The organism is Rhizobium sp. 62_C5_N11_2 (assembly GCF_051811185.1).
In the GTDB taxonomy this organism is placed as follows: Bacteria; Pseudomonadota; Alphaproteobacteria; order Rhizobiales; family Rhizobiaceae; genus Rhizobium; species Rhizobium leguminosarum.
The window spans coordinates 220,095-246,431 of sequence record NZ_JBPWPW010000002.1; the positions used below are offsets into that span (position 1 = coordinate 220,095).

A 26,337-nucleotide genomic window follows, 5' to 3' on the forward strand; every position below is an offset into this window, starting at 1 on the left:
CCATGCACAGGCTACACGGCTCGATGCCAGGACAGTTGAAGACATCAAGTGTCAACGCCATGGCCGGGAGCGGGTCCTACTCCATCCGCCGCGATAGCGAATATTTTCTATAAAATCGATAGAAAGAGAATGACCTGTCTTCCTCGCGGCGCTGCCGCGCCTTAACGTCAATGCAATGGTCTGCAACCTGAAGGAGCTCACATGTCCGCGGAATTCATTAGCGTAAGCTTTCCCAACGCGTCGAACGACCTCAACCCCATTCCCGACGCGCCTGTGGATCCTCGTTTCCTGGAGCGGTACGCACGCGCCCTCGATGACTATGGTTTCAACTACACGCTGATCCCCTACTCCTCCGCCTCCTTCGATCCCTTCACGCTCGGCGCCACGGTCCTGGCACACACGAAGCACATCAAGATCATCGTCGCCTTGCGCCCGAACACCGTCTATCCGACGGTCGCAGCCAAATCGCTTGCAACCCTCGATCAATTGAGCGGCGGGCGTGTTGTCGTTCACTTCATTGCAGGCGGCAGCGACGAAGAGCAGGCCCGCGAAGGCGACTTCCTCAACAAAGAGGAGCGCTACGAGCGCCAGGAAGAATATATCCGGATCCTTCGTCTGGCCTGGACGTCCAAGGAACCCTTCGACTTCGATGGGAAATACTACCAGTTCAAGCAATTCCGCAGCGCGGTGCGCCCAACCAGTGGCGTGATCCCGATTTCGGTCGGTGGTTCGTCGGATGCCGCGTATCGCATCGGGGGTTCGCTGGGCGACATTTTCGGGCTCTGGGGCGAGCCGCTTGCAGAAACAAAGCAGCAGATCGAACGGATCTACGCGGAAGCGGCAAGGGCAGGCCGGACGGATCGCCCTCGCATATGGGTTACCTTCCGGCCGATCGTGGCGGAAACTGACGAGTTGGCATGGGAAAAGGCGCATAGAGTTCTCGACCAGCTGAACGAAAACCGCCAGAAAGGCTTGGCCCGTGCGCCGCTCAATGCTGCACGCCCGGCCAATGTCGGCTCGCAGCGGCTTCTGGACATCGCAGCACGCGGCGATGTCCATGACCGCGCTCTATGGTATCCGACGGTGACCGCGACCAATGCTGGCGGCGCCACCACTGCGCTTGTCGGTTCGCCGCGCACCATTGCAGATTCCATCCTCGACTACATCGATCTCGGCTGCGATCTGATCTCGATCCGCGGCTATGACAATTACAATGATGCGGTCGACTACGGCCGCTACATCCTGCCGCTCGTGCGTGAAGGCATTCGCGAACGGGAAGAGGCGAACAAGAAGAAGAGTGCTGCGTGATGCGTGCAGTCTGGCCCGAGCGCCGGACTGCACGTCCCCTTTTTCTCAACGCAGCCGGATCTGCTCGTCCTTTGCCTAGGGATAGGACTGCCTTAACAGCCAGAAAGCGTCGACCCGCATGTCCCATGATACAATCGTTCCAGATGAAACCGTGCGCGTTATCGCGGACGCCGCACCGGATGCGGATCGAACCGGTCAATTTCCCTGGATCGGTATCCGGGCCGTTCATCAGAGCGGTCTCCTGGAGAGCACCGTTGCGATCCGCTATGGCGGTCAAGGCGCGACGCTCGCTGATGCGGCCCACATTCTGGCGGCGTTGGGGCGGGGTGATCCCTCGGTGGCGCTCATCAGCGCCATGACGATCTTCAATCATCTCGGCCAAGCCGCAAAGAACCATTGGCCTGATGATCTGTACCGGCGCCTGCTGGCAGAGGCTAAGCAGAGACCGCTATTGCTCAACGCCGCACGCGTCGAGCCGGAACTGGGGTCTCCGGCCCGCGGCGGCCTGCCCGCGACTGTCGCCCGCCGCACGGCAAGCGGCTGGTCGATCACCGGTCGCAAGCGCTTCGTGACCGGCGCATACGGTCTGACGCATTTCCTTGTCTGGGCGCATACCGACGAAACGCCCGCGCGCGTCGGAACGTTCGTCGTGCCGAATGGATTGCCCGGCATCCACGTGATCGAGAACTGGAACAGCCTGGGCATGCGCGCCACAGGTTCGCACGACGTCGAATATACCGACGTCGAGATCCCAACGGAAAACGTGTTGGAACTCGTTGATCCGTCGGTGGCTCAGCAGGACAATCGCGCCCATGCGGCGATCACGCTGGCGCTGACCGCGATCTATCTCGGCGCGGCTGAGGCTGCCCAGGCTGCCTTCATCCGCTTCGCCCATGAGCGCGTGCCCGCCAATCTGGGCCATCCCATCGCCCGCACGGAGCGGTTCGTGACGCTCTCAGGTGAGATCGACCTGCTTGTCTCCGGCGCCCGGCAGATCATTTTCGGCGCGCTCGACGCCAACCATGGCGACGCGGAAAAGATGATAAGGGCTCGGCTGATCGCAGGCCGACAACTGCGCGAAGCCGTGCAGATCGCGGTACGTGGCATCGGCAATCCGGGACTTAGTGCCGACCTGGGACTTGAACGGCATTTCAGGGATATCCAATCCGTGCTCGTCCACGCGCCGCAGGAAGATACTTCTATTTCGATATTGGGCCGCGCTGCCTTTGATCGATGGAATAGAGAGGAAAGTGTCCGCTCGAGCTATCCGGCTGGGCTGACGGTCCTCAAAACAGCATAGCAAACAGAGCGCCTCGTCCGATGGCCTCCCTCCTCCCTCGCATGATCGAGGCGAACTCGCGAAAGGAATTTAGATGAGCAACGATCTGATCGTCGGCTTTTCGGGCAATCTCTCCCGCCCGTCCAGCACCAGGCGTTTCGTGGAGAGCGTCACGGAATCGCTAGCGAGGCAGGCCGGCCTGCAGCATGCGGTGTTCGACGTCGAAGACCTCGGCACCTCACTGGCGGCCGCAAGATCGGTCGCGGACCTCGATCCGGCAGCAAGAGCGGTGATCCAAACAATCATCGACGCAGAAGCGCTCGTCATCGGTTCGCCAACCTACAAAGGGAGCTACACGGGCCTGTTCAAGCACGTCTTCGATCTACTCGATCCGGCAGACTTGCGCGGCAAACCCGTCATCCTGACGGCAACCGGCGGTGGCGATCGACACTCCCTCGTTGTCGAGCATCAGCTTCGCCCGCTGTTTGCTTTTTTCGAGGCTTTTGTGCTGCCGACGGCAATCTATGCCTCGAGCCGCGATTTCACTGATGGCATTCCGTCAACGGCCATTCTCGGTCGGGTGAACCAGGCGCTGGCTGAGGCCTCCGTCCTTGTGAAAGCCCGCTCGACGGCAGACGCAATTGCCGCGGAATAAGTAGTCGACTGGCAAAATGACAGCACAAAAGAAATATGTCGTCGGCATCACCGATCACATGTTCGGCGCGCCCGATCTCGAGGCCGAGGTGCTCGGCGACGATGTCGAGATCGATTTCTTCGCCACCACCGACGAAACGCTTTTCTCGCCCGAGCGCTTGGCTCGGCTTGATGCCCTGATGGTCTGGGGCGCACGGCTCGGGCCGAAAAGTATCGCCCATCTTTCACGCTGCAGGGGCGTCGTCCGCTATGGTGTCGGCTACGAGAAGATCGATCTTTCGGCTCTGGCTGATGCAGGCATCCCGTTCGCCAACAATCCCGATTACGGCACGGAGGAAGTCGCCGACCATGCGCTCGCGATGATGCTGTCGCTGCACCGGCGACTCTGGGAGCATGATGCCCGTGCCCGTGGCTATACGACAGGATGGCAGGTCCATAGCCTCAAGCCACTTGCCCGCTCGAACCGGACCACGGTGGGCGTGATAGGTGTCGGACGGATCGGGACGGCTGTGGTCAACCGCCTGAAGCCCTTCGGCTTCCGCATCCTGGGCTATGATCCGGGCCAGCCGCCCGGCCATGAGAAGGCGGTCGGCTATGAACGCACCGACCGGCTAGATGACCTCTTCGCCCAGGCGGATATCGTCACCCTGCATTGCCCGGCAAACGACGACACGCGCGGTATTCTTGACTCGGATGGACTTTCCCGGCTGAAGCCCGGAGCCATCCTGGTCAATACCGCGCGCGGAGAACTGCTCGACGATCTCGATGCCCTCGAAGCCTCACTGCGAAATGGCCATCTCGCGGCGGCGGCAATCGACACACTGGCGCAGGAACCGCCGCGCGATCATCCGCTGCTGACAGCATGGCGCGATAGGAGTGACTGGCTTGAGGGGCGGCTGGTGATAACGCCGCACAATGCCTTCTACTCCGATCATGCAGCCATCGAGATGCGCCACAACGCAGCACAGACCGTCAAGATCCTGCTCGACGAGGGCCGGCTGCGAAATCAGATCACGGCGTGAGCGGCGGTCATTCGGAAACGAGACATCAAGTCGAGCGCTTGCTATCCCGCTCTGATCGGAAGGCAAATCACGTGTAGGTCTACCGACTGAAAGGTGATCGCCTTGACTGGAATCGAACCGCTGACTTCTCAGACTTTTGCGACAAAGAGCCTTGCATCTTCACCCCATCCTTCGGTCAAATCCGACGGCCATCCTGGAAACACCCCGACCATCCGCTTAGACGGATGGGCCCGCCTTCGAAAAACGGTCCCTGTGCCGCAGTCGCGGGAGATCATTCTGGCCGGCTGCTCAATGACCTCGTCAATCAATTGACTTGAGAATAATCATCGAAGACGGCCCCATTTGCCAACCTTCTTTCGATTGCAAGTGCTCGGTAGCAGATGCTGAAGACGGCTCTTCAGATGGAGAGCTCATACTCGCGGCTTGCGGACCAAAGACGAGCCGGCCTTTGATGATCAAAGATGTGCAGATCATTGTAGAGAAACGGCGACCGCTGTTTTTTGACAGCCCGCCGTTCGCTCGTCATGACTGTCGGCATATGCTGAATTGCGGCATCGGAGCCTTATGCCTGCCGACAGAGCTGAGTTTGTTATTGCGCTGCTCATCGGATGGTCGCTAAGTCATGCTGCCATAGCAGTGCGTCTTTGTGTCGGACGAGCTATTTCGGCCAGATAGAATTCGAGACTCCAAGGCAATTCCATGACCGAACAACTTTCTCTTCCTCGCGATCGAATTTCCGTGCTTCTGATGGAAGGGATCAGTCAGAGCGCGGTGGACTACTTCGCTTTATCCGGCTACGTCAACCTGACCCATTTGCCGAAGGCTCTGGATGACAAAGATCTCAAAAGTCATATAGCCGAGGCCCACATTGTCGGAATTCGTTCACGCACGCAGCTGACTGAGGAGATTTTCAGCTCCGCCAAGAAGCTGATGGCCGTCGGTTGTTTCTCTGTGGGGACAAATCAGGTCGACCTGGATGCGGCCCGTCGACGCGGGATCCCGGTATTCAACGCCCCTTATTCGAATACGCGCTCGGTCGCCGAGCTTGTGATCGGCGAGATCATAATGCTGACCAGGCGGATTTTCCCGCGTTCGGCTTCCGCTCATGACGGCGGATGGGACAAAACCGCCGAAGGTAGTCGTGAGGTGCGCGGGAAAACGCTGGGCATCGTGGGCTATGGCAATATCGGTTCGCAGCTAAGCGTTCTTGCCGAAAGCATGGGTATGAACGTTCGCTATTTTGATCCTTCGGACAAGCTTCGCCACGGCAATTCAGAATCGATGGCAACGCTTGGCGAGCTCCTCGAAATCTCAGATTTTGTGACGATGCATGTTCCAGAGACCAGCTCGACGCAAAACATGATAACCGAAACTGAACTGCGCAGGATGAAAAAGGGAGCCATTTTCATCAATAATGCCCGCGGAACCGTGGTGGATCTTGAAGCGCTCGCGAAGGTTTTGAAAGAAGGACATCTCGCAGGCGCGGCTGTGGACGTATTCCCGAGGGAACCGGCATCAAACAAAGAGCGTTTTGAAACACCGCTGCAAGGTTTGGATAATGTCATTCTGACCCCGCATATTGGAGGGTCGACCGAAGAAGCCCAAGAACGTATTGGAAGAGAAGTCTCGAGGAAGCTTGTCGAATATTCGGACATCGGCTCGACCCTAGGCGCTGTCAACTTTCCCCAGGTTCAACTGCCGCCACGTCCAAACGGCACGCGTTTCATCCATGTTCATGAAAATCGCCCTGGCATTCTCAACAATCTGAATACGGTTTTTTCGTCTCGTGGACTTAATATTGTGGGCGAGTTCCTGCAGACGCACGGCGATACGGGTTACGTGGTTATTGAAGTCGAAGGCGTTGGCCAAACTGCAAATGATATACTTGATGCACTCCGCCAGATTCAAGGAACGATACGGGCTCGATTGGTTTACTGACGCCGTTGGGAATGCCTTTTCCAGGGTGCTCGCCAGGATCAGGGCTCATCGTGACGTGCCCCGTTAAACATTGTGCAGCAGCCATAGCCATTGCGTTGAAGGGGTTCGAACCGTCGACCCGTAGATTATTGGTATGTTCACGCGGTTGGGGGCAAAGGATCAGTGCCTTCGCCAAGGATCGCGACGCGAGTATGGGTTTCGGCCGCTATTTAAGCAAGCGTGGCTTTATTTAAATAAGGAGAAAGCTAAGGTAAGCGCTCTTAAGTAATCTTCGCCACGTTCGACCGCCTTGAACGGATGTGAACCAGCAACCCGCCTATTTCCAGAACCTCAGTTTCTCGAAGATGCATATATCGCCTTTCGTCGGATTTCAGCGGGCATCCTCCTCAATCTCGCTTCGGGCGAGCTTTGATCATTGGATGGCCTACCTCATCGAGGATGATTGGGGTCTTGAAAGGAGTCGAACCGTGAATTCGGCCTGGCACGCGTGAGACTTTGACCCGATATGACACGTTAACGACATACTGTCGTCTCCTGGTACAAAATCATTAGGGCAAGCATATCGTCTTTTGGGGCGGAATTTGCGGCTCGTCTTGCCTCCGGTCGTCTGCTCCCTAGATCCGACACATGGATACCGAGCGAACCACAGCTCCTATCAAACCGGTAAGGGCGTCTTCGCGGAAACCTCTCCAGAGGTTGAGCCCGGCCATTGTGGAGCAAGTCGAGCGCCTGCTCGGTGGACGCACGCGTGATATCCGCTTCAATGGGGAACTGGCTCAGCTTTTTCGCGAACGCTCCTGGCCGCGGACTGCCAAGATCATCCGCGCGTGGATGGTTTGGGTTATCGTGCTCGACGTTCTGACGTTGGGCCTCAACGCGATCTTGCTTCCGACCGAAACCGTAATGTCGATGCTTTGGCCAGCGTCTATCCTTCCCCCCGCAGCTCTTGTCGCCGCGATAGCCTTCCTGCGGCCGCACGCTTTGTGGGTGCAGGGAGTTTTCCTCCTCTCGGCTGTTTTTCTCATCCTTCTTTCGGTAGCCTTGGTGGGCGTTAACACCGGTGGCGAGTTTTACGAGCGGCATTTGACCATCATGCTCTTTGTGGCCGTCACTGCCATTATCATATTTCCCGTTCCACTCGGTTGGGCGATGACGATCGGTGCAGCTGCCCTCGGTATTTACCTTGTGTTTCAGCTGCGAAATCCGGGCATTGAAGTGGGGAGTGCTCTGGCCGGTACGCTGTTTTTCGCAAGCGGTGTGGCGGCAACCGTCGTTGCCAGACGCACCGCCACCATCTTCGCTCAGAAAACCTTCTTGCTTGAGTTACGAGATCGAACTCGCCTCGTGGAGCTTACTGACGCCAATTCCCAGCTGGAGTTGCTGGCGCGGACCGATCCGCTGACCGGTGTCGCCAACCGGCGTTCGATGATGGAAACGCTCCATCATTTCTGGAACGAGGACCTTAAACGAACGAGCAGCGCGGCGATGCTGATGTGCGATGTCGATGACTTCAAGCGCCTCAACGATAATCGCGGGCATGCCGAGGGCGACCGTTGCCTGGTGAAAGTTGCCGGCATCATTCAGAGCAGCATGAGAGACGAGCGAGACCAAGTCGCCCGGTACGGAGGCGAAGAATTTCTCGTCTTTCTCCCACGCGCCGATGAACAAGAGGCCCGGCTGGTTGCTGAGAGAATTCGAAGCCGAGTAGAAGCTGCGTCTCTTCCAAATCCTACCTCCCGCGTCGGTCCCTGGGTCACTGTCAGCATCGGAATAGCGATATTGATGGAAAACAGTGAATTCGTGTCCGCAGAGCACATGCAGCGACAGGCCGATGCGGCACTCTACCTTGCCAAAAGGACCGGCCGCAACTGCGTGGTGGTCCATGCTGCAGAGGTCGGTCAAGCCTCCGGCTGAGGTCGTTCCAGGAAAACTGAGCTGTTTGCATCTTGTCGTTCTGGCCCCCAGGAACGACCGCCTCAACCAGATGCGAGCGGGGTTCGGTGTCAATCGTTTAAGCCTGACCATTTGACAGATATCCTACAAGTGGATATGTAATATCCATCTTATTGGCGATGCGAGAGAGTGGCCGGCATGACATTGAAATCGATGAAGCCGCTGACGCGCGCGCCGCTGCTGCATGTCTCCGTGCAGGAAAGTCTGCGCGCCTATATCGACGACAATGGCCTTGCGCCCGGAACCCTTCTTCCGGCGGAAGGAGATCTTGCCACCCAGCTCGGCGTCAGCCGCAATTCGCTGAGGGAAGGCATCAAGGCGTTGGAATCGCTCGGTGTGCTGGAGACGCGGCGCGGCGTCGGTATCTTCGTGAAGGCCTTTTCCTTCGAGCCGCTTCTCGACAACCTCGCCTACGGCCTCGGCGGCGCCCTGCGACAGATCGAGGAAGTCCTCGAAATCCGACGCACGCTGGAAGTGGGATTGATCAGCAAGACGATCGACGTGATCGGGGAAGAGGACATCGCCGAACTGCGCGCCACCGTCAATCGAATGCGCTCCCATGCCGAACGCGGTGAAACCTTTGCGGAAGACGACCAGCTGTTCCACCGACTGCTGTTCCGCTGCCAGGACAATGAAACGCTCGTGCGGCTGATCGATGTCTTCTGGCTCGCCTTCTACAAGGCATCGGATTTCGTCAATCTTGAAAATACGGATCCGATGGCGACGTGGCGCGACCATGCCGCGATCGTCGATGCGATCGAGGCAAGGGATCTGGAGGAGGCGCGCAGACGCCTGGATCGTCACTACGAGGGCATCGCCCGGGTGATTGCCAACAACAAGACAAGTTCAAACGTGGGAGGAACACATGAAAAGACTGTCTAGATTATCCGCTATTGCGCTTGGCGCCCTGCTGTCGACGGCTGCCGTTCCGGCTCTTGTCGTTTCGGGCGTTGCAACCCAGGCTCAGGCAGCCACGCTGTCCGGCGGCTTCGATGTCGGCCCCGGCGGTTTCCAGGGCAACTTCAATCCGCTTGCCGCCACCGCCGGCTTCACCTGGCTCAGCGTCTACTACGAACCGCTGATCACCTATGACGAGAAGCTGCAGAAGGTCGTCGGCGCGCTGGCAAGCTCCTACGAGGTCAGCCCGGACCAGATGAGCTACACGTTCAAGCTGGCGGACGCCAAGTGGCATGACGGCAAACCGTTCACCGCCAATGACGCGAAGTTCACCATGACCCTTGCGATGGATGCGAAAACCGGCTCGGTACTCGCCGCCCGATTGAAGGGCATATCGTCCGTCGAGACGCCGGACGATCACACTGTTGTCATCAAGCTCAGCGCACCGAGCAGCAGTTTTCTCGATACGATGACCAAGGTGATGATGCTGCCCGAGCATGCGCTCGCCTCGATTCCGGCCGACCAACTGGCAAAGAACACGTGGTGGTCCACCGCGCCGATCGGCACCGGCCCGTTCAAATTCACCAAATACGTCTCGGATCAGTATGTCGAACTTGCCGCAAACACCGATTATCGCGGTGGCAAGCCCGCACTGGAACGCGTCATCGATCGCTATTTCGCCAACCCGGCCGCGGCGATCGCGGCGCTCAGATCCGGCGAAATCCAGTTCACCTATGTCGATTCCAACGATGTGCCGACCTTCAAGGACAACAAGGACTTCAAGGTCATCGAAGGCAACTCTTTCGTCGTCAACTATCTCGGCTTCAACCACGATTCTCCGCTCTGGAAGGATGTGCGCGTGCGCCAGGCGGTGATGTACGCGATCAATCGCGATGCCATCATCCAGAGCCTCTATGGCGGTGCGGCCAAGCCTGCCAATTGCGCCTATGTCGCCGAACAGCTGACACCGCCTGATATCGACACCTATGCCTACGATCCCGAGAAGGCCAAGCAGTTGCTGACCGAAGCCGGCTGGGACCAGATCAACGGCGGCAAGCCGATCACGCTTCTGACCTATTACACCACGCCGCTTGCCACCAACGTGCTTGCGGCAGTCCAGGCGATGCTGGCCCAGGTCGGCATCAACATCGTCCCGCGCGCCGTCGATGCGCCGACTTATAACAGCATCGTGCTCAATGCGACGCCGGATATTGCCCAGTTCCAGCTGGTTTACGCCGGGCTGCAGAACGGGCCGGATGCCGGAAGCATCAATGTCGGCCTCAACGAGAAGCAGATTCCTCCGGCCGGACCGAATGTCGCCAGGGTTCGCATGCCTGACCTCACCAAGGCGCTCGACAGCGCGCTGGCCGAGCCGGACAGTGCCAAGCGGGATGTGGCCTACCAGGACGTCTGCAAGGTGATGAACACGAACCTACCGTGGGCGACGCTCTGGGTGGCAAACCGCTACGGCATCGTCTCGACCAAGGTGAAGGATTTCGTCTGGACGCCGGCGCCGGGCGGCGGCCCCTACCAGGCCAACCCGCAGAAGTGGTCGATCGCCGAATAGGCGTTTTCCGAAAAGCCTTGAGGGTGGCCTCGGCCACCCTGTCAAGACGGCCTGACAAGACGGCCCGATAAGACGGATTGCCGATGCTCCAATACAGTCTGAGACGCCTGGTGATAGGAATAGGCATGCTCGTCGCCCTGAGCATGCTGATCTTCCTGCTGCTGCGCCTGACACCCGGCGATCCGATCGATGCCTATATCGATCCGAACCTGCCGATGTCGCCGTCTGACCTTGCCGATCTGCGCAGAAGTCTCGGGCTCGATCAGCCCTTGCCCGTGCAGTATCTGGGCTGGCTACAGCAGGCGCTGACAGGCAATCTCGGCTATTCGATCAAGCGTCTCGATCAACCGGTTCTCGGTCTGGTGCTGTCACGGATTGGCCCGACAGTGCTATTGATGGGCACCGCACTTGCCTTCGCCGTCGTCGCAGGCATCACCTTCGGGGTGATCGGCGCGGTCCGCCGCAATTCGCTTGCCGATCTCTCCTTGTCGGTGGTTGCGCTTGCCGGCATTTCCAGCCCGGCATTCCTCAGCGCGCTGATCGGCCTTTATATTTTCTCCGTCCGCCTGCACTGGATGCCGTCTGGCGGCATGCTGACGCCGGGCGAGGAATTCTCGGTGAGCGATCTCCTCCACCATCTGATCCTGCCGGCGGCACTTCTGTCTGTCGCGCAAGCCGCATTGATCATGCGCTACATGCGCGCTTCGCTGCTCGAAGTCCTGAACCAGGATTACGTGCGCACGGCCCGAGCCAAGGGTGTTCGTGAATTCTGGGTCATCAGCAAGCATGCGTTGCGCAATGCGCTTCTTCCGATCGTCACGCTGATCGGCTCCACCATCGGGCTTGCAATCGGCGGCGCCATCTTCATCGAGAGCGTCTTCAACTGGCCGGGCATGGGGCTGTTGCTCGTCGATGCCGTGCAGACCCGCGACTACCCCGTCATCATGGGGGCGACGCTCGTCATCGGCACTTGCGTTATCGTCGTCAATCTTCTGACCGACATCACCTATGCGGTCGTCGACCCGCGCATCAAGGTGGGTTGATATGCTGGCACGATCTCCCGAACGCCGCAGCCCGGGGCCACTTGCCCGCGCCTTCAGTCGATTTCTGCTCAATCGCGCAGCCGTTGCCGGCGTCTGCATTGCCACGCCAATGCTGCTGTTGATCCTTTCCTATCCGCTGTGGTGGGCTTTCCGGCCGAACGACATCGATCTCCTGGCGATGAATAGCGGCCCGACGGCAACGCATTGGTTCGGAGCCGACGGCGTCGGACGCGACGTCTTCGCCCGCGTGCTCGAAGGTGGCCGGATTTCGCTCCTGGTCGCCGTCGCATCGACCGCGCTTTCCGCAGTCATCGGGTTTCTCTTCGGGGCCATCTCGGCGCTTGCGGGACGTTGGACGGACGCCGTCTCGATGCGCTTCGTCGATCTGGTGATGACCCTGCCGCCCGTCATCTTCCTGCTTGTGCTCGCCTCGATCGCCGGTACCGGCATCTGGCCGACCGTGATCGTCATCTCGCTACTTTCCTGGCCGCTGCTTGCGCGCATGATCCGCTCGCGGCTGCTGGAATTGCGTGAACGCGACTTCGTCCTGGCCGCCCGCGGCATGGGCGCCGGCATCGGACATCTGCTGTTTCGCCACGGCCTGCCGAACTCGATCGATATCCTCGTGGTCTATGCGACGCTGCAGATCGCCAATGCCATCCTGCTCGAGGCCGGCCTGTCCTTCCTCGGTCTCGGCATCGCCCCGCCGGCGGCCAGCTGGGGCAACATGCTGAACGCGGCCCGCTCGACCGCCGTGCTCGAACAATATCCGTGGCAATGGCTCTTCCCCGGCGCCGCGCTCATCCTTGCCGTCCTGGCAATCAATTTCATTGGCGATGGCCTCAGAGATGCCTTCGACCCGCGTGCCGAACTGAACTGACAATCGAAAGAAGCGAAAATGACCAAATTCAAGGGTGTCGTCCCTCCCGTCGTAACCCCGCTCAATCCGGATTTCACCGTCGACTATCCTTCCTATACGCGTGTGCTCGAGCACCTGATCGATGCCGGTTGCCATGGCGTATTCGTCCTCGGCTCGACAAGCGAGGTGATCTTCCATGACGAGAAGACCCGGCGGGAAATCATCGAACATTCGGCCAAGGTAGTGAATGGCCGCGTGCCGTTGATCGTCGGCGTCATCGATCCGACCACGGATCGCGTCATCGCCCACGCAAAGGTTGCAAAGTCCGCCGGTGCCGACGCGGTCGTCGTGACGGCGCCATTTTACACAGTCACCAGCCAGTCCGAGATCCTCGATCACTTCCGTTATATCCGCGACGCGGTGGACATTCCGCTGATCGCCTACGACATTCCCGTTTGCGTTCACGTCAAGCTGCAGCGCCAGACGGTCGTCACGCTTGCTGGGGAAGGCGCGATTATCGGCCTCAAGGATTCCAGCGGCGACGACGGCAACTTCCGCTATGCGCTCCTCGACCTTGCCGAACACAAGGACGTCTTCCTGATGACCGGCTCCGAGATCGTCGTCGACACCGCCTTGTTGATGGGGGCCGACGGCGTTGTCCCCGGTATCGCCAATGTCGATCCGCACGGCTATGTCCGCCTTTGGGATGCTGCGCAGCGCGGCGACTGGGTCGCCGCGAGGAAGGAACAGGAGCGCCTCTGCCGCCTCTTCGAAATCGTTTGGGTCGCGCAGGGCCGCGTCAGCGGCGGCGCAGCGGGAATCGGCGCTTTCAAGACCGCCATGCGTAGCCTCGGCATCATCGATTCTGCCGTCATGCCGCGGCCGCGTGCCAGCCTGAACGAGACGGAAACGGCACGGATCGACGAGATCCTGCGTGCAACCGGCCTGCTGAACTGAGACGACTGATGGAACAAACCGCCGAACCCGTTCTCGACATCAAGGGATTGCGAACGATCTTCCGTACCCGCGGCGGCGAGATCACGGCGGTCAACGATATCGACCTGACCGTTGCCGCCGGCGAGACGCTTGCGCTCGTCGGCGAATCCGGCTCCGGCAAGTCGGTCACCAGCCTGTCGGTCATGCGGTTGCTCACCCGCAATATCGGCGTGATCGCCGCAGGCAGCATCCGCCTCGCGACCAGCGGCGGCGCGGTCAGAGATCTCGTTTCCCTCGACGAAGAGAGCATGCGCAGGATCAGGGGCGACGACATCGGCATGATATTCCAGGAGCCGATGTCGAGCCTCAATCCCGTCTTCACTATCGGCGACCAGATTGGCGAGCCGATTCGCATCCATCGCGGCGCCGACCGCAAGGCGGCGATGGACGCAGCCGTCGCGTTGCTTGAAAGCGTCGGCATACCGGACGCTCGACGCCGTGCCGGCCAATATCCGCACGAACTGTCGGGCGGCATGCGGCAGCGTGCGACGATCGCCATGGCGCTCGCCTGCGATCCGGCGCTGCTGATCGCCGACGAGCCGACCACGGCGCTCGACGTGACGATCCAGGCGCAGATTCTCGACCTGCTTCTCAAACTGCAGCGTGAGCGTGGCATGGCCATGCTCTTCGTCACACACAATCTCGGTGTCGTCGCCGAAATCGCCCACCGCGTTGCGGTGATGTATGCCGGCCGAATCGTCGAAGAAGGGCCGGTCGGCGAGGTTTTCCGCAATCCCAAGCATCCCTACACGATGGGCCTTCTCGCCTCCATGCCGCGCCTTGGCGATGCAGCGCGGATGAAACAGGCCGGCGAAAAGCTCGCCGCCATTCCCGGCATGGTCCCGAGCCTGATGAACATCCCGAGCGGCTGCGCCTTTTCCCCGCGCTGCAAATTCGCGGTCGATGCCTGTCGCGTCGCGGTTCCCGCGCTCGAACAGGTCAATTCGCAGCACCGCAGCCGCTGCATCAGATGGAAGGAGATCTAGATGAGCACCCCCCTGCTCTCCGTCCGCGACCTTTCGAAACACTATACTTCCCGTGGCACGCGGCTGAACATTCTCCAGGGCATCTCCTTCGATCTCGGCAAGGGTGAAGTCGTCGGGCTTGTCGGCGAATCCGGCAGCGGAAAGACCACGATCGGGCGTACCGTCCTTCGCCTCGTCGAGCCGTCGTCTGGCAGCGTCCGCTTCGACGGCACGGAACTAACAGCGCTTCCCGCCTCCGCGCTCAGACGACAACGGCCGCGCATGCAGTATATTTTCCAGGACCCCTTCGCCAGCCTGTCGCCGCGCATGACGATCGGCGAGATCCTGACAGAAGGCCTGAAGATCCAGGGGATCGGCACCGCCCGTGACAGGCTCGAACGGGCGCGGTCGGCACTGGCCCAGGTCGACCTGCCCGCCGACGCGATCAATCGCTACGCGCATGAATTTTCCGGCGGCCAGCGCCAGCGCATCGGGATCGCCCGTGCGTTGACGTTGTCACCCGAATTCATCGTCGCCGACGAGCCGGTTTCGGCGCTCGACGTGTCGATCCAGGCGCAGGTGATCAACCTGCTGCGCGAACTGCAGCAGCGGCTTGGCCTGACCATGCTGTTCATCTCGCATGACCTCGCCGTCGTCGAATATATCTGCGACCGGGTGATCGTGCTCTATCTCGGCCGCATCATGGAAGTCGCGCCGAGTGCCGATCTCTATGCGAGACCACAGCATCCCTATACGCGCGCCCTGCTCTCGGCGATTCCGTCGCCCGATCCGGATGCCCGCCGCAACAGGCAGATCCTGAAAGGCGATATTCCAAGCCCGGCCAATCCGCCGAGCGGATGTGTCTTCCGCACGCGCTGTCCAAGCGCGCTCGATGCCTGCGCCGGTACGATCCCGCAATTGCGGGAAGTCGCTCCCGGCCACTTCAAGGCCTGCATCCGCGACGACCTCAACTGATCCGCCAGCCACCGGAGACAATAGATGAACGCGACGACGCCACATCCCGCCATCGGCGGAAACTGGGCGAGCCTGCTTCTACCGATCGCAGCCGATGACAGCATCGAATTCGACAAGCTCGGTGAAGAGATCGATATCCTCATCGATGCCGGCGTCGACGGTATTTATTCGAACGGCACTGCCGGCGAATTCCACAATCAGACGGAGGAGGAGTTCGACACTATCCAGGCAATGCTGGCCGAACGCTGCAAGGCTTCCTCTATGCCATTCGTCATCGGCGCCTGCCAGCCCGATCCGCTGATCATGCTCAATCGGGTCCGCCGCGCCGCCGCGCTCGATCCCCGCGCCATTCAAGTCATATTGCCGGACTGGTGGCCGCTCAACGATGACGAAGCGGTCGACTTCCTGAAACGAGCAGCCGACGCTGCCGACGGAATTCCGCTCATCCTTTATAATCCGCCGCATGCAAAACGGGTGCTGGCGCCAAAGGCGCTGGGCATGGTCTGCGCGGCAGTGCCTGAGGTGATCGGCATCAAGGTCGCCGACGGCGACGACTCTTGGTATGCGGAGGCACGTGAACGTCTTTCCGGTCTGTCGCTCTTCGTTCCCGGTCACCATCTCGCAACCGGCATCAAACAGGGCGTCGCGGCAGGGTCCTTTTCCAATGTGGCCTGCCTTAGCCCCCGCGGCGCTCAGACCTGGACGGTCTCGATGCGAAACGATATCGACGCCGCGCTCGATCTGGAACGACGCATCTGCACGTTCATGGACGCGCATATCGTCCCTTTCCGCCAGCAATTCGGCTATTCGAATGCCGCTCTCGACAAACTCTTGAGTGCCATCGGCAATTGGGGACCCGTCGGCACCCGTTTACGGTCTCCTTATCGCTCGATAGACACGGCAGAAGCGGTCAGGTTGCGACCCATCGCACGCTCCGAACTCCCCGATCTTTTCCCCTGAATTTGCCTAAAGAGCGGGCATGGCACGAAACAACCTGCGTTGGCTCGCCTTGATGGGCGTCGAACCGAAGAGACAAGGTCCGATATGGCGCAGGACGAAAAGTTCTACCATCCCAGCCGGGCCGATATCTTGCTGGAGGCCTCCTTCAGCAGAACGATGAAGCGGTCGACGTCGCTTTTTTGCGTGCGGAAGGCCGGGGCGCCGACATTCACCGCGGCGATCACGGATCCGTCGAATGCCAGAACCGGCACTGAGACAGAGACAAGTTGCTCGCTCACTTCACCATAGCTCACACAAAATCCCTGGCGGCGGATTTTATCCAATTCAGCCACCAACTTGCCGCGATCCGTGATCGTGCGCTTGGTCAGCCGCGGCAAAGTTTCGGGGATCATTTGCAACTGCACCTGGGGCTGGAGATAGGCGAGAAGCACCTTGTACGAGCCCGCCGTGAGCGGCCGTCTTCGACCGATCATCGCCTGCACCCGCAAGTCGCGCATCGGTTCGAACTTTGCAATGCACAGGGATTCCCCATTGTCGATGATCCTGAGCTGGGTCGTTTCGTTCGCCTTCTGACCGACTTCTTCAAGGATAGGATTGGCTATTCTCACCAGATCAACCTGTGTCGATGCAGCGGTCCCGAGAATGATCGCAGTCGTCCCCAGCCGGTAAGTGCCTGTCTCGCTCTTCCGCACCAGGCCACGACGTTCCAGTGTGCGTAACATGCGCAAAATTCTCGGCTTGGTTTCCCCGAGGTTCTGCGCCACCTCAGTCAGTCTGATATCCGGGTTTTTGGCGACATTCAGCAATACCTCGATGCAGACATCAACCGATTGCACGATATCGCTTTTTGATGGTTGTCTTTTGTCCATGGGACAAGAATTTTCTCCGCGACCAGAGCCGAAGGATTGGCATAATTTCAGGTTACGCCTATCGTAACGCACTTGTTTTCCGTTTGACAGTCCCCTTGAGGGCCCCTTACCAATTTGTGTCAAGAGTGGACGGGAACCTGCTCGTACCGACCAGCAGGGTCGGCCTAAAAACGCTAAACCGGGATGGAAGAAATGGCCGCAAAAACATTAACGCGGGCAGCGATCGGGCTGCTTGGAACGATTGCTATTCCTGCAATGGTCGTCGCACAGGAAACCCCGCTGACGATCGGGATGTCGACGACGCCGACGACGCTCGATCCCCATGAAGACAGTTCGGCTCCCAACAATGCGACCTCGCGCCATATCTGGGACAGCCTGCTAAACCTCACGGGAACGTCGGCAAATGCGCCGGAACTCGCCACCGAATGGAAGGTCATCGACCCGACCCACTGGGAGTTCAAACTGCGGAAGGGCGTGAAATTCCATGACGGCAGCGAGTTCAACGCCGATGACGTCATCGCTTCGCTTCTGCGTGCCCGCGACAAGCCCAGCCAGAGCTTTGCTTCTTACACCCGCAATATTGTCAATGTCACGGCCACGGATCCCTATACCATCGTCGTCGAGACGAAGGTTCCGGATCCGATCCTGTTGAATTCCGTCAGCCGAATTCGCATTATCAGCGCCGATTGCAAGGAGGCGCCTGTCCAGGATTTCGACAACGGCAAGTGTGCAATCGGAACCGGGGCCTATTCCTTCGTCTCCTATTCGCCAGGCAGCAGCCTGACCTTGAAGCGCAATGACAGCTATTTCGCTGGCCCCTCGCACTGGTCGAACGTCACGCTGCGCTTCCTGCCCGATGACGGCGCCCGTCTGGCATCGCTTCTTTCCAACGAGATCGACATTGTCGAAACCCTTCCTGCCGATGGAATGGCACGCGTGGAAGCGAGCGATAATCTGCAGATCATCAATGGCCGGTCTTCCCGCTTTGTTTATCTTGGCCTTGATGTGAGCCGCGATGTTTCGCCTTTCGTGAAGTCTGCGGATGGCTCCGATCTCGGCAAGAACCCGCTCAAGGATGAACGGGTGCGTCGCGCAATGCTGATGTCGATCAACCGGCCGGCAATCGTCGACCGCGTCATGCAGAAGAACGGCACGGTGGCCGACCAATTCGTCGCCCAAGGCTATGCGGGCTTTTCCGGAAAAGTCGAGAAGGTGGGCTATGATCCCGCTGCCGCCAAGGCGCTTCTGGCCGAGGCCGGTTATCCGGATGGCTTCAGCCTGACCCTGCATGGCCCCTCTGGCCGTTACGTCAAGGATGCCGAAGTTCTGCAGGCGGTCGGCCAGATGTTCACGCGCATCGGCATCAAATCGAAAGTCGAGGTCCTGCCTTGGTCGATGTATTCGGAAGCCTATTCAAAAGGCACCTACAGCACCTATTTCGGCTCCTGGGGTGTGAACACCGGTGAAACCACCAATCCGACTGTTGCGCTGGTCGCAACGCGCGACGAGAAAAAGGGGACCGGCAGATATAACGGCGGCGGCGTGTCCGATCCGAAGATCGACGAGGTGCTGGCCAAGGCCAGTTCGACGCTCGATGAAGCTGCACGCGCGCCCCTTCTCGAGGAACTGTCGACCGAGACCTTCAACAACCTCTGGCTCCTCCCGATGCACTACGAAAACGTCGTGCTGGGCGCAAAGAAGACCGTGTCCTACACCCCGCGCGGCGATAAATATACGCTCGCTTACGACGTAAAGCCGGCGGACTAATGCATGCCGTCCAAAAGCGTGCCGCGGTTTTGGGACAAATAAAGATTTGAAGTGCGTCGCGTCGATCCATTCGATGCGACGCGGTTTAAAACAGCAGCATGGGGCCGCACCAAGGCCGTCCCGTTCTTCATCTCCCAGGAGACATTCATGCAGGAACTTGGAACGGGCGAAGCCGTCGCCCGGGCGAAGGCCATCTATGACTATGGCCAGACGGCCATCTTCGCATCTCAGGCCGATCCCCGCCTCCATATGGTGCTTTATGTGCCACCGACGGCGGCAGACGGCCGCAAGCTCGACCTCCTGGTCGCGGTCCACGGCACCGGACGCACGTCGGCCATCGACTTCCGCGACGGTTTTGCCGAATTCGGGCTCTATAACGACTGTGCCATCCTTTGCCCGATATTCCCGGTCGGCGTTCACGGCGACGGTGCGCGTTCCGGCTACAAGTTCCTTGAGGAAGGCGACATTCGCTACGATCAGGTCGTCCTCGCGATGGTCGCGGAGATGGCCGACAAATACCGCCAGGACTGGTCCAAATTCGCCATGTTCGGCTTCTCCGGCGGCGGGCATTTCGTGCACCGTTTCGCCATCCTGCATCCGGAAAGGCTCTGGGCGGCATCGATCGGCGCACCTGGTTCCGTCACTCTTCTGGATCCGACGCGTGACTGGTGGGTCGGCATTCGGGATCTGGAGGCGCGCTTCGGCAAGTCCTTCCGGCCCGAAGATCTTGCTAAGGTGCCGGTGCATATGATCGTCGGCGATGCCGATCTGGAGACGTGGGAAATCACCCATAAGCCGGGCGGCAAATACTACATGGATGGCGCCAACGACGCCGGCAAAACGCGGCCGGAGCGCCTCGCCGCCCTGGCGGGCTCATTCCGCGAAGCGGGTGTCGATGTGACGTTCGATCGTGTTCCAGGCGTCTCTCACGACCGGATGAAAGTTCTCGGCCACGTCAAGGCCTTCCTGGCAAAGGTGCTAGAGGGGCGGCGCGCGAAATGAGAAATGCAACGATCGTAGCGCCTCAGCCGGAGGCAGTCGAAGCCGGTGCGGAAGTTCTCGAACGCGGCGGCAATGCCATCGACGCAGCACTCGCCTGTGCCTTCGTCCAAGGTGTGGTCGACCCGCAGATGGCCGGCATCGGCGGCTTCGGCTCCATGCATGTCTACATGCCGAAAAAGGGCGTGCACGAGATCCTCGAATTTTATGCGCGGGCGCCGTTGAAGGCTGCGCCGGACATGTGGCTCGACAAGATCAAGCACCAGAGCCGCGACGGTTTCGGCTATGTGCTTGAAGGCAATATTTCCGATATCGGCTATCTTGCCGTCTGCACCCCCGGCTCGCTCAAGGGCTATGAGACCGCGCTGCGCGACTACGGCACCTTCGATTGGGCCGATCTCATCAAGCCGGCCATCCGCCTTGCCCGTAACGGTTTCATGATCCGAAACCACATGCACTGGTATTGGGCCAAGGACCAGTCGAATGACGGTTTTGCCAACACGCTCGACAAGCTGCGCTTTTCTGCAACGGGCCGGAGAACCTATTTCCACGACGACGGTACGCTCAAGAACGTCGGCGACCTCCTCGTCAACAAGGACATGGCAGAGACCCTCGAACGCATCGCGCGAAGCGGTGGCTCGGACATCTTCTATCACGGCGAACTGGCCGAACAGATCGCCGGCGATTTCAAGGCAAATGGCGGCTTGATCGATCGGGAGGATCTGGCGCGTTACGAATTGTCGAAGGTAGAACCGGTTTGGGGCGACTACCGCGACAACCGCATCGCCACTTCGCCTCCGCCAGGCTCGGGCTTTCCGATGCTGGAACTCCTCCATATCATGGAGCAGTTCGACGTCGGCTCGCTGCAGCATGGCAGCGCCGAACATGTCCGCATCCTGTTCGAGGCCATGAAGCGGATGACGATCGACAAGGACGCGCATATGGGCGATCCCGCCTATGTCGACGTGCCCTATGAAAAGCTGCTGTCGAAAGAGCATGCAAAGGCGCATGCTGGCGCGATCAAGGCAGGTGAGATCGCCAGCGTATCGCGCCTTGATGGATCGCAGCGCGACACCACGCATATCTCGGTGATCGACAAGGACGGCAATGCCGTCGCGATGACCCACACCCTCGGCAGTCCCTCGGGCGCGATCACCGACGGCCTCGGCTTCATGTACAATGGCACGATGAGCCGCTTTAACCCGGTTCCCGGTAAGCCCGGCTCCATCGCGCCCGGCAAGCGGCGTCCAAGTTCGGCTGCGCCGACGATCGTCTTCAAGGACGGCGAGCCCAGCATCGTCATCGGAGCGCCAGGCGGCAGCTATATCGCGCCCGCGGTTGCGCAATGCCTGATGAACATGATCGATTTCGACATGTCCGTGCTCGAAGCCGTCTCGGCGCCGAGGATCGTAGGGGTGTCAAACACGATCGACATCTGCAATCGCATTCGACACTCTGTCGAAGACGAGCTTCGGGCGCAAGGCTATCAGGTGGCGCGGTCGCCGCAGACATATGCGTTCGCCGCAGTCCACGCGATCAAGATTGACGGCGGCATCTCGAAAGGCGCGGCCGATCCGCAGCGCGACGGGATGGCCATCTCCGTCGCCTAGATTCAAAGTGTTACAGCGTCCTTTGCGGTTCTCGAAAAGACGCGCGGCGCTGTAGGGAGAGGTTCAATGGTCACATCCATTATCAGGCGGTTGATACAGGCGCTCTTCGTCATTGTCGCGATGACGATCATTGTCTTCATCGGCGTCAATGTGATCGGCAACCCGGTCGACATCCTCATCAACCCGGACGCCAATCAGGCGGAGCGGGCACTCGTCATCGCGCATTACGGTCTGGATCAGCCGCTGTGGAAACAGTATCTGCTGTTTCTCCAAGGACTTCTGCACGGGGATTTCGGCAACAGCTTCGTTTATGGGCGGCCGGCGCTGGGTCTGATCCTCGAACGTCTCCCAGCGACGCTCGAACTGGCGATCACGGCTCTCGGCATCGCGCTGCTGTTCGGCTTGCCGCTTGGGCTGTATGCAGGGCTCTACCCCAATCGGATTTCCTCCAAGCTCATCATGAGCGGCTCGATTCTGGGCTTCTCGCTTCCGACCTTCTGGGTCGGTCTCATGCTGATCATGGTGTTTTCCGTCGAGCTCGGCTGGTTGCCGACGAATGGCCGCGGCCCGACGCAGGAGCTGCTCGGCGCACAATGGTCGTTTCTGACCGCAGACGGCATCCGGCACCTCTTATTGCCGGCCTTCAACCTCGCTCTGTTCAAGACGTCGCTCATTCTTCGGCTGACCCGTGCCGGCGTGCAGGAGGTCCTTCCCCAGGACTATGTGAAGTTTGCCCGCGCCAAGGGATTGCGAGAGCGGCGGATCATTTCCGTGCACGTTCTCAAGAACCTGATGATCCCGGTGGTGACGATTATCGGTCTCGAGTTCGGCTCACTCATCGCCTTTTCGGTCGTCACCGAAAGCATCTTTGCGTGGCCGGGCATGGGCAAGCTCATCATCGACTCGATCAACCTTCTCGATCGCCCCGTCATCGTCGCCTACCTGATGATGATGGTGCTGCTCTTCGTCGTCCTCAACTTCATCATCGACATCTGTTATACCCTTCTGGATCCGCGGGTCCGGCTGGAAGGAAAGGCTTGACCCCATGGCCGAACCACACACGCAAGACACAAGCGCTCCAACGCCCGAACCCAGTCGTCTGTCGAAAGGGATCGCGGATTTCTTCAGCTCTCCGGCAGCTGCGATCGCCTTCCTCACGCTGGTGATCATCTGTTGCCTGGCGCTGTTTGCGCCATGTATCTCTCCGCAAAATCCCTATGATTTGATGCAGCTCGACATCATGGATGGACGACTGCCGCCGGGGTCCGAATCCATGACCGGGCTCGTCTATCACCTCGGTACCGACAGCCAGGGCCGCGATATCCTGTCCGGCATCCTCTATGGCCTGCGCACCTCTTTGCTGGTGGGTGTTCTGTCGGCTTTCGCCGCTGCCATCATCGGAACCTCAGCCGGCTTGTTCGCCGCTTACATGGGAGGGCGCACGGAAACCGCGATGATGCGGCTCGTCGACCTGCAGCTGTCGTTTCCCACAATATTGATGGCGCTCATGATGCTCGCCGTGCTCGGCAAGGGTGTGCCCAATGTCGTGATCGCACTGATCATCGCCGAGTGGGCGACCTATGCCCGCACGGTCCGCGGCACCGCTCTGGTCGAGCGCGAGAAGGAATATATCGAGGCGGCCCGGATGCTGCGCCTGCCCGGATGGCGCATCCTCTTCAGGCACCTGCTGCCGAACTGTCTTGCGCCGGTCATCGTCATCGCCACCATGCAGATAGCGAGGGCAATCGGCCTCGAAGCAACCTTGTCCTTCCTCGGTCTCGGTGCATCTGTGACCGAACCCTCGCTCGGCATGCTGATCTCGACGGGCTACCAGTATCTTCTGACGGGCCTCTACTGGATCAGCTTCTTTCCCGGCATTGCCCTTCTGGTCACGATCGCGGCGATCAATCTCGTCGGTGACCGGCTGCGCGATGTGCTCAACCCGAGGAACATGTCATGACCCCGTTGCTGCAAGTGAGCAATCTTGTCACCGAATTCGGCGGCGGTAGGGGACGCCCCAGCCTTTGCGCCGTCAATGATGTGTCGTTCACGGTGGAGCGCGGCAAGGTCCTTGGTCTTGTGGGAGAATCCGGATCCGGAAAGTCGGTGACCGGCTTCTCGATCATGCGGCTCCTCGATAAACCCGGCCGGGTTGCCGGCGGCCGGATCATCTTCGACGGCGCCGACATCGCGAAATATTCGGACGAAGAGATGCGGCAGCTGCGCGGCAAGCGGATCGCCATGGTATTCCAGGATCCGACGATGACGCTCAACCCGGTCCTGACGGTCGGGACGCAGATGGTGGAAGCCGTTCAGGCACACGAGCGAGTCCCGAAGGATACCGCCCGGCAGCGGGCGCGTGATGCTTTAGCGCTGGTTGGAATACCAAGCCCTGAAGAGAGGCTTGCCGCCTATCCGCATCAATTTTCCGGCGGAATGCGCCAGCGCGTGGCGATTGCCATCGCGCTTCTTCACAAACCGGACCTCATCATCGCCGATGAACCGACAACGGCGCTTGATGTGACGATCCAGAGCCAGATCATTTCCGAATTCCAGAAACTCACCGAAGAGGGAAATACGGCAGTGATCTGGATCACCCACGATCTGGCGATCGTCTCAAGATTGGCCGACGAGATCGCCGTCATGTATGCCGGCCGCCTCGTCGAGACCGGACCGGTGGGCAAGGTTCTGACTGATCCTCACCATCCCTACACTGCCGGTCTGATCGCGTCGGTGCCATCGCAAAACAGACGCGGAGAACCCCTTCACCAGATCCGCGGCATGACACCGGCCATCAACCGCCTCCCACAGGGATGTAGTTTTCGTACGCGTTGTGATCGGGCAACCGACGGCTGCCTGGTCATGCCAGAGCTCATGCCGGAAGGCGATCGCTCCTTCCGCTGCATTCATCCCGTAACGAAAGAATTAGCATGATGACCGCGACCGCCGCGCCCCTGATCGAAGTGAGGAACGTGTCGCAGCGCTTCGGAGCCAAGCCCGATTTGGCCGCCAAGATCGCGCTCAAGCTCAAGCTGGCCAGACCCGCGCCTGTCGTTCACGCGCTTGACAACGTCAGCCTCAGCATTCGGCCCGGAGAGGTTGTCGGCCTTGTCGGTGAAAGCGGCTGCGGGAAGTCGACGCTCGGCCGCGCCATTGCAGGGATCACCTCGCCGAGCCAGGGTCACATTCTCTGGAAGGGGATGGATCGAAGCGCTATGTCGAAAGGCGAGCAGCATCAGTTTGGTCTCGCCAGCCAGATGATTTTCCAGAACCCGATGGCGGCTCTCAATCCGCGCATGACCGTCGAGGAGCTTATCTGGGAGGCGCCTCGAACGCATGGGCTTGCCCGCTCGGCGGAACGCGACGCCTATGTTGACAGATACTTAATGCTGGCCGGTTTCGACCCGGCCATGAAAAAGCGATACCCGCACCAGTTTTCCGGTGGCCAGCGGCAGCGCGTCAATATTGCGCGCGCGCTCGCCGTGCAGCCGAAATTCCTCGTCTGTGACGAAAGCGTCGCGGCGCTCGACGTTTCTATCCAGGCTCAGGTCATCAACCTGTTCATGGAACTTCGTGACAAGCTTGACCTGACCTACTTGTTCGTCAGTCATGATCTCGGCGTTGTGGAACATATTTCCGACCGCGTTGCGATCATGTATCTCGGCCGCATCGTCGAAGAGGCGCCCGTCGAGGAGGTTTTCAGGCGGCCCAATCATCCGTACACGAAAGCGCTCTTGGCCGAGGTGCCGCGTATCGAACCCGGCAAGCGACAGTTCAAACCCGTCGATGGCGAACTCCCCAGCCCGATAAACCCGCCGAAAGGCTGTCACTTTCATCCGAGATGCCCGTTCGCGATGGACCGCTGCCATATGGAAGTGCCGGTGAAAAGGGAAATTGCACCGGGGCATTTGTCGGCTTGCCATCTCAATGATGAATGATCTCAAACGACAGGATCCTGATTGCTTCAGGCCTAAAATCATCCTCCTCTAATGTGCATGAGCTCCCGCCCGGTCGGGAAACTTTTTTCAACCCGGCTCCCGCTGCAGCGGTGTCCGCCAGGGACGCATCGCCGAGCGAGATGACGCCGGTAAGGCGTTTGTCACGATTGACGACGGGAAGGCGGCGGACCTGGACCTGCCCCATATTGCGGGTCACGTCGTCGACATCTTCGTCTTCGAAACAATATTTGACATCGCGTGACATGACTTCGCGCACCTTTGCATCGCCCCCGAGTCCATCGGCAAGCCCACGCACGACGAGATCGCGATCCGTGATCGTTCCGACGAGCCGGTCGTTGTCGCCGACCGGCAGGAAGCCGATCTGCCTGTCGGCCATGCATCTCGCGATTTCGGCTATCGTCTGATCAGGGTTGGCGATTTCTACATCGCGAGACATGATCTCTGACACTTTCATGGTCTTTCCTCCTGCCTTTTACGGTTAGTGGACGTCGAATGTTCCGGTGAGAGTCGCTTCCGAAACGACGTGGTTGCGGCTCCTGCCACCCTCTCGATGGGGACTGAGTGTCGCTATCCGGATCCGGCCAGAGCGCCTGGACTTCTGCCGGCAGTCCGTGGCGCACTTTCCGCACCTCGCCCGGGCGTCGATGAACGCTCGTCGTTCACCGCAGACTAGCTGCCGATCAGGTCCCTGCTCGGCCATCAGATCGTCGTGCCGCA

23 protein-coding genes are annotated in these 26,337 nt (G+C 59.8%); 21 read left to right on the top strand and 2 right to left on the bottom strand.

The window, feature by feature from the left end; all coding sequences use genetic code 11:
* Positions 1-201 precede the first annotated feature (201 nt).
* From AB8B31_RS24715 to AB8B31_RS24780, 14 genes are all read left to right on the top strand, one after another.
* Entirely contained in the window at positions 202-1,308 is a 1,107-nt protein-coding gene (locus AB8B31_RS24715) for an LLM class flavin-dependent oxidoreductase (protein WP_018245534.1), read from the top strand.
* A gap of 118 nt (positions 1,309-1,426) precedes the next feature.
* Entirely contained in the window at positions 1,427-2,608 is a 1,182-nt protein-coding gene (locus tag AB8B31_RS24720) for an acyl-CoA dehydrogenase family protein (RefSeq protein ID WP_018516844.1), read from the top strand.
* Between the two features lie 73 nt (positions 2,609-2,681).
* Complete coding sequence (msuE, locus tag AB8B31_RS24725; RefSeq protein WP_018516845.1) at positions 2,682-3,242, top strand: FMN reductase; 561 nt, start codon at positions 2,682-2,684, stop codon at positions 3,240-3,242.
* A 16-nt stretch (positions 3,243-3,258) separates the two neighbouring features.
* The gene (locus AB8B31_RS24730) at positions 3,259-4,263 is read left to right on the top strand and encodes a C-terminal binding protein (protein WP_018516846.1); all 1,005 of its coding nucleotides are present in this window, start codon (positions 3,259-3,261) and stop codon (positions 4,261-4,263) included.
* A 699-nt stretch (positions 4,264-4,962) separates the two neighbouring features.
* Complete coding sequence (gene serA, locus AB8B31_RS24735; protein ID WP_104891204.1) at positions 4,963-6,201, top strand: phosphoglycerate dehydrogenase; 1,239 nt, start codon at positions 4,963-4,965, stop codon at positions 6,199-6,201.
* Between the two features lie 627 nt (positions 6,202-6,828).
* On the top strand, positions 6,829-8,115 hold the full coding sequence (locus AB8B31_RS24740) for a GGDEF domain-containing protein (RefSeq protein ID WP_018516876.1): 1,287 nt from the start codon (positions 6,829-6,831) through the stop codon (positions 8,113-8,115).
* Between the two features lie 177 nt (positions 8,116-8,292).
* Positions 8,293-9,036, top strand: coding sequence for a FadR/GntR family transcriptional regulator (locus tag AB8B31_RS24745; protein WP_439007536.1), 744 nt, complete (start codon positions 8,293-8,295; stop codon positions 9,034-9,036).
* Positions 9,020-10,618, top strand: coding sequence for an ABC transporter substrate-binding protein (locus AB8B31_RS24750; RefSeq protein WP_018516878.1), 1,599 nt, complete (start codon positions 9,020-9,022; stop codon positions 10,616-10,618). Before AB8B31_RS24745 ends, AB8B31_RS24750 begins: the two co-directional genes overlap by 17 nt.
* Positions 10,619-10,701: 83 nt before the next feature.
* A complete protein-coding gene (locus AB8B31_RS24755; protein ID WP_018516879.1) occupies positions 10,702-11,661 on the top strand; it encodes an ABC transporter permease in 960 nt (319 codons plus the stop codon).
* A gap of 1 nt (position 11,662) precedes the next feature.
* A complete protein-coding gene (locus AB8B31_RS24760) occupies positions 11,663-12,541 on the top strand; it encodes an ABC transporter permease (RefSeq protein WP_018516880.1) in 879 nt (292 codons plus the stop codon).
* 18 nt (positions 12,542-12,559) lie between these two features.
* Positions 12,560-13,477 carry a dihydrodipicolinate synthase family protein gene (locus tag AB8B31_RS24765; RefSeq protein ID WP_018516881.1) on the top strand — a complete coding sequence of 306 codons (918 nt, stop codon included), beginning with the start codon at positions 12,560-12,562 and terminating at the stop codon, positions 13,475-13,477.
* A gap of 8 nt (positions 13,478-13,485) precedes the next feature.
* Complete coding sequence (locus AB8B31_RS24770) at positions 13,486-14,502, top strand: ABC transporter ATP-binding protein (RefSeq protein WP_018516882.1); 1,017 nt, start codon at positions 13,486-13,488, stop codon at positions 14,500-14,502.
* On the top strand, positions 14,503-15,456 hold the full coding sequence (locus tag AB8B31_RS24775) for an ABC transporter ATP-binding protein (RefSeq protein ID WP_018516883.1): 954 nt from the start codon (positions 14,503-14,505) through the stop codon (positions 15,454-15,456).
* 24 nt (positions 15,457-15,480) lie between these two features.
* Complete coding sequence (locus AB8B31_RS24780) at positions 15,481-16,416, top strand: dihydrodipicolinate synthase family protein (RefSeq protein ID WP_018516884.1); 936 nt, start codon at positions 15,481-15,483, stop codon at positions 16,414-16,416.
* 104 nt (positions 16,417-16,520) lie between these two features.
* Here AB8B31_RS24780 and AB8B31_RS24785 read toward each other — a convergent pair whose 3' ends face one another.
* Positions 16,521-17,285, bottom strand: a complete 765-nt coding sequence (locus AB8B31_RS24785) for an IclR family transcriptional regulator (RefSeq protein WP_018516885.1) — start codon at positions 17,283-17,285, stop codon at positions 16,521-16,523.
* 192 nt (positions 17,286-17,477) lie between these two features.
* Here AB8B31_RS24785 and AB8B31_RS24790 point away from each other — a divergent pair, with 192 nt between their 5' ends.
* The 7 genes from AB8B31_RS24790 to AB8B31_RS24820 all read left to right on the top strand — a co-directional run bounded on the left by AB8B31_RS24790 (position 17,478) and on the right by AB8B31_RS24820 (position 25,599).
* Positions 17,478-19,052, top strand: a complete 1,575-nt coding sequence (locus tag AB8B31_RS24790; protein WP_018516886.1) for an ABC transporter substrate-binding protein — start codon at positions 17,478-17,480, stop codon at positions 19,050-19,052.
* Positions 19,053-19,199: 147 nt separating this feature from the next.
* The gene (locus AB8B31_RS24795; protein ID WP_018516887.1) at positions 19,200-20,054 is read left to right on the top strand and encodes a hydrolase; all 855 of its coding nucleotides are present in this window, start codon (positions 19,200-19,202) and stop codon (positions 20,052-20,054) included.
* Entirely contained in the window at positions 20,051-21,661 is a 1,611-nt protein-coding gene (gene ggt / locus AB8B31_RS24800) for a gamma-glutamyltransferase (RefSeq protein WP_018516888.1), read from the top strand. The genes AB8B31_RS24795 and ggt overlap by 4 nt, the downstream gene beginning before the upstream one ends.
* A 66-nt stretch (positions 21,662-21,727) precedes the next feature.
* On the top strand, positions 21,728-22,702 hold the full coding sequence (locus tag AB8B31_RS24805) for an ABC transporter permease (RefSeq protein WP_018245511.1): 975 nt from the start codon (positions 21,728-21,730) through the stop codon (positions 22,700-22,702).
* Positions 22,703-22,706: 4 nt separating this feature from the next.
* Positions 22,707-23,621, top strand: coding sequence for an ABC transporter permease (locus AB8B31_RS24810; protein WP_439007537.1), 915 nt, complete (start codon positions 22,707-22,709; stop codon positions 23,619-23,621).
* Positions 23,618-24,595 carry an ABC transporter ATP-binding protein gene (locus AB8B31_RS24815; RefSeq protein WP_018516889.1) on the top strand — a complete coding sequence of 326 codons (978 nt, stop codon included), beginning with the start codon at positions 23,618-23,620 and terminating at the stop codon, positions 24,593-24,595. Before AB8B31_RS24810 ends, AB8B31_RS24815 begins: the two co-directional genes overlap by 4 nt.
* Complete coding sequence (locus AB8B31_RS24820) at positions 24,595-25,599, top strand: ABC transporter ATP-binding protein (protein WP_026242339.1); 1,005 nt, start codon at positions 24,595-24,597, stop codon at positions 25,597-25,599. Before AB8B31_RS24815 ends, AB8B31_RS24820 begins: the two co-directional genes overlap by 1 nt.
* Here AB8B31_RS24820 and AB8B31_RS24825 read toward each other — a convergent pair.
* Entirely contained in the window at positions 25,586-26,074 is a 489-nt protein-coding gene (locus tag AB8B31_RS24825; RefSeq protein WP_018516891.1) for a CBS domain-containing protein, read from the bottom strand. The genes AB8B31_RS24820 and AB8B31_RS24825 overlap by 14 nt on opposite strands.
* Between the last annotated feature and the right edge of the window lie 263 nt (positions 26,075-26,337).

Excerpts from the sequence above, each read along its gene's own strand:
- AB8B31_RS24765 (WP_018516881.1), top strand. The coding sequence starts at position 12,560 with ATGACCAAATTCAAGGGTGTCGTCCCTCCCGTCGTAACCCCGCTCAAT.
- AB8B31_RS24785 (WP_018516885.1), bottom strand. The coding sequence starts at position 17,285 with ATGGACAAAAGACAACCATCAAAAAGCGATATCGTGCAATCGGTTGAT.
- AB8B31_RS24825 (WP_018516891.1), bottom strand. The coding sequence starts at position 26,074 with ATGAAAGTGTCAGAGATCATGTCTCGCGATGTAGAAATCGCCAACCCT.
- msuE (WP_018516845.1), top strand. The coding sequence starts at position 2,682 with ATGAGCAACGATCTGATCGTCGGCTTTTCGGGCAATCTCTCCCGCCCG.
- AB8B31_RS24730 (WP_018516846.1), top strand. The coding sequence starts at position 3,259 with ATGACAGCACAAAAGAAATATGTCGTCGGCATCACCGATCACATGTTC.
- AB8B31_RS24780 (WP_018516884.1), top strand. The coding sequence starts at position 15,481 with ATGAACGCGACGACGCCACATCCCGCCATCGGCGGAAACTGGGCGAGC.
- AB8B31_RS24770 (WP_018516882.1), top strand. The coding sequence starts at position 13,486 with ATGGAACAAACCGCCGAACCCGTTCTCGACATCAAGGGATTGCGAACG.
- AB8B31_RS24805 (WP_018245511.1), top strand. The coding sequence starts at position 21,728 with ATGGTCACATCCATTATCAGGCGGTTGATACAGGCGCTCTTCGTCATT.
- AB8B31_RS24740 (WP_018516876.1), top strand. The coding sequence starts at position 6,829 with ATGGATACCGAGCGAACCACAGCTCCTATCAAACCGGTAAGGGCGTCT.
- AB8B31_RS24750 (WP_018516878.1), top strand. The coding sequence starts at position 9,020 with ATGAAAAGACTGTCTAGATTATCCGCTATTGCGCTTGGCGCCCTGCTG.
- AB8B31_RS24775 (WP_018516883.1), top strand. The coding sequence starts at position 14,503 with ATGAGCACCCCCCTGCTCTCCGTCCGCGACCTTTCGAAACACTATACT.
- AB8B31_RS24720 (WP_018516844.1), top strand. The coding sequence starts at position 1,427 with ATGTCCCATGATACAATCGTTCCAGATGAAACCGTGCGCGTTATCGCG.
- AB8B31_RS24715 (WP_018245534.1), top strand. The coding sequence starts at position 202 with ATGTCCGCGGAATTCATTAGCGTAAGCTTTCCCAACGCGTCGAACGAC.
- AB8B31_RS24760 (WP_018516880.1), top strand. The coding sequence starts at position 11,663 with ATGCTGGCACGATCTCCCGAACGCCGCAGCCCGGGGCCACTTGCCCGC.
- serA (WP_104891204.1), top strand. The coding sequence starts at position 4,963 with ATGACCGAACAACTTTCTCTTCCTCGCGATCGAATTTCCGTGCTTCTG.
- AB8B31_RS24810 (WP_439007537.1), top strand. The coding sequence starts at position 22,707 with ATGGCCGAACCACACACGCAAGACACAAGCGCTCCAACGCCCGAACCC.
- AB8B31_RS24820 (WP_026242339.1), top strand. The coding sequence starts at position 24,595 with ATGACCGCGACCGCCGCGCCCCTGATCGAAGTGAGGAACGTGTCGCAG.
- AB8B31_RS24815 (WP_018516889.1), top strand. The coding sequence starts at position 23,618 with ATGACCCCGTTGCTGCAAGTGAGCAATCTTGTCACCGAATTCGGCGGC.
- ggt (WP_018516888.1), top strand. The coding sequence starts at position 20,051 with ATGAGAAATGCAACGATCGTAGCGCCTCAGCCGGAGGCAGTCGAAGCC.
- AB8B31_RS24755 (WP_018516879.1), top strand. The coding sequence starts at position 10,702 with ATGCTCCAATACAGTCTGAGACGCCTGGTGATAGGAATAGGCATGCTC.
- AB8B31_RS24795 (WP_018516887.1), top strand. The coding sequence starts at position 19,200 with ATGCAGGAACTTGGAACGGGCGAAGCCGTCGCCCGGGCGAAGGCCATC.
- AB8B31_RS24745 (WP_439007536.1), top strand. The coding sequence starts at position 8,293 with ATGACATTGAAATCGATGAAGCCGCTGACGCGCGCGCCGCTGCTGCAT.
- AB8B31_RS24790 (WP_018516886.1), top strand. The coding sequence starts at position 17,478 with ATGGCCGCAAAAACATTAACGCGGGCAGCGATCGGGCTGCTTGGAACG.